This is a genomic window from Mesorhizobium sp. M2A.F.Ca.ET.037.01.1.1 (assembly GCF_003998075.1).
Taxonomy (GTDB): Bacteria; Pseudomonadota; Alphaproteobacteria; order Rhizobiales; family Rhizobiaceae; genus Mesorhizobium.
In genome coordinates this window covers 1-2488 of record NZ_RZSA01000948.1, presented here as the reverse complement: position 1 = coordinate 2488, position 2488 = coordinate 1, and the positions used below count along the sequence as shown (strand labels likewise).

The window sequence follows — 2488 nt, the reverse complement described above, 5'->3', positions numbered from 1 at the left end:
TCACCTCGGAGAGATGCGTGAGCAGCACCGACATGTTGTCGGCGAAGGTGAAGTTCTCGCGCTTCAGATCCTCGGCGAAGGTTTCGAGCACCGAATAGGCGCGCATGCCGAAGGCCGGCTCGCGGATTTCCTCGCCGGGGATGTCCGGCACGCCGCGCGTGCCAAGCAGCACCATGATCTCGCCGACGCGCATCTGGTATTCGGCGACCACCGTGCCATGCACCTTGATCTGGTAGCTCTTCGGCGGAATGGCGAAGTCGTCGGCGACGCGCACTTCCGGCACGACGAAGCCATATTGCTGGGCGAATTTCTTGCGCATCTTCGACATGCGGAAGACCAGTTCCTGGTGCGCCACCATCAGCCGGGTCGACAGCTGCTTGCCGATCAGCAGCTCGATCTCGGCGGTGACCAGCGAAGCCTTCACCGAGTTCTTCTCCTCCTCGACCTTGTTCGCCTTCTCCTGCGTCTTCAAGGCTTCGGCGGCGGCAAGCGCGCGGTTGTGGCGCAGCGGGATGATATAGCCGAGGCCGGCCATGCCGCCGGCGAGCGCGAAGAAGGGGAACAGCGGCAGGCCGGGCATCAGGCCAAGGATGACCAGCAGCGAGGCCGCGACATAGAGCGCGCGCGGATGCGCGCCGAGCTGGCCGAACACCGCCTGGTTGGCCGAGCCGCGCGTGCCGCCCTTGGAGACGAGCATGCCGGCGGCGAGCGAGACGATGAGCGCCGGGATCTGGGTGACGAGGCCGTCGCCGACCGACAGCTTGATGAAGACATCGGCGGCCTGGCCGAGGCCCATGCCGTGGCGCAGATAGCCAATGGCGATGCCGCCGACGATGTTGATGGCGGTGATGATCAGGCCGGCGATGGCGTCGCCGCGCACGAATTTCGAGGCACCGTCCATCGAGCCGAAGAAGGAGGATTCTTCCTCCAGCTCGCGGCGGCGCAGCTGCGCCGTCTTCTCGTCGATCATGCCGGCGGAGAGATCGGCGTCGATCGACATCTGCTTGCCGGGGATGGCGTCGAGGGTGAAGCGCGCACCGACTTCGGCGATACGGGTGGCGCCCTTGGTGATGACGATGAAGTTCACCACGATCAGGATCATGAAGACGATGAGGCCGATGACGAAATCGCTCGACATCACCAGCTTGGAGAAGCCCGAGATGACATAGCCGGCGGCATGCGTGCCCTCATTGCCGTGCGACAGGATCATGCGGGTGGTGGCAATGTTGAGCGACAGGCGCAGCATCGTGGCGATCAGCAGCACGGTCGGGAAGGACGAGAAGTCGAGCGGCCGCTGGATCCACAGCGCCACCATCAGGATCAGCACCGAGAGCGCGATCGAGAAGGCGAGCCCGATATCGATGAGGAAGGCGGGGATCGGCAGGAACAACACGGCCAGGATGACGACGATGCCCAGCGCGAAGAACACATCGCGGCCGTTCTTCGCCACCACGCCGGACGGTAGTGTTTCGCTGATTGCCATGTCGTCCCCAAATCAAGACCCGCCACGCACAGGTCAGGCCCTTGACCGTAATCCTCCAAGCTTGCGCGAAGGTGGGAGAGCGGCTACGCCGCCTCGATCCCGTCGGCGGAAGGAAAATCGCATGCTGCTGATCATCGGCACGGTTCGGCTGCCACCAGACAGGCTTGAGCAGGCAAGGCCAGCAATGCGACGCATGATCCTGGCAAGCCGCGCCGAGCCGGGCTGCCTTCACTATTCCTACGCGCAGGATGTGCTGGACGCCGGGCTCATCCATGTTTCGGAAGCCTGGAGCGATCGCGCCGCGCTCGAAGCGCATTTCAAATCGGCGCATATCGCCGAGTGGCGCGCGAGCTGGGCTGAGCTCGGCATCGGCGATCGCAAGCTTACGCTTTTCGAGACGGATGGCGGCGCGCCGACCTGAAAGCGGGCGGCTTTCAGGCTGGAGGTGGGTAGGAACCCTGCCCGCCCGCTTACCTACAGCCAGGGCCAGACCTGGTTCGAGGCGCCCGGCGCGTGGTTCACGCACCGTCAAATTGGCGCCACAAGCGGTCGGCATTGCGGTTGCCACGCATAGTTACCGCGCGTATCACCCATGGCAGCTGTTTTCTTTCCGCATACCGGCGAGCCGTTCACTTGCCTGCCAGAAACGATCCACGAGTCTACGCCCGCCGGCTTCGCGCGGTGCTGATCAGCTCGATCCCCGTGCTCGAGGCGCGCGGCATCGTCATCGTGCTGATGGCCGGCATGGTCGGCGCGATCGCGGGCGCGCTGGTCACCGGCATGAGCGCGCTGGTGCAAGGCATGCACTATTTGCTGTTCGACGTGCAGCCGGGCGGCCGGCTTTCGGCAATGTTCTCGCTCGCCGATCCGGTGCAGGCGATGTTCCCCGCCATCGGCGGCCTGCTGCTCGGGCTTTCGGTGATCTGGCTCAGGCGGTTCAAATTCCGTACCCCGGTCGACCCTATCGAAGCCAACGCGCTCTATGGCGGGGGCACGTCGCTCCCC

Annotated in this window: 2 protein-coding genes and 1 pseudogene; 2 read left to right on the top strand and 1 reads right to left on the bottom strand. The window is 64.8% G+C overall.

All coding sequences use genetic code 11. The features are described 5' to 3' along the window. On the bottom strand, nucleotides 1-1483 hold a 1483-nt coding region (locus tag EOA27_RS31765), incomplete at its 3' end, for an FHIPEP family type III secretion protein (protein WP_127258150.1). A gap of 121 nt (nucleotides 1484-1604) precedes the next feature. Between EOA27_RS31765 and EOA27_RS31760 the strand changes: the two genes are divergently transcribed. Together EOA27_RS31760 and EOA27_RS31755 are read left to right on the top strand one after the other, a co-directional pair. After that, nucleotides 1605-1904: a putative quinol monooxygenase gene (locus EOA27_RS31760; RefSeq protein ID WP_126081505.1), complete on the top strand. Its 300-nt coding sequence runs from the start codon at nucleotides 1605-1607 to the stop codon at nucleotides 1902-1904. A gap of 212 nt (nucleotides 1905-2116) precedes the next feature. Beyond that, a pseudogene (locus EOA27_RS31755) lies at nucleotides 2117-2488 on the top strand (chloride channel protein); the annotation flags it as partial.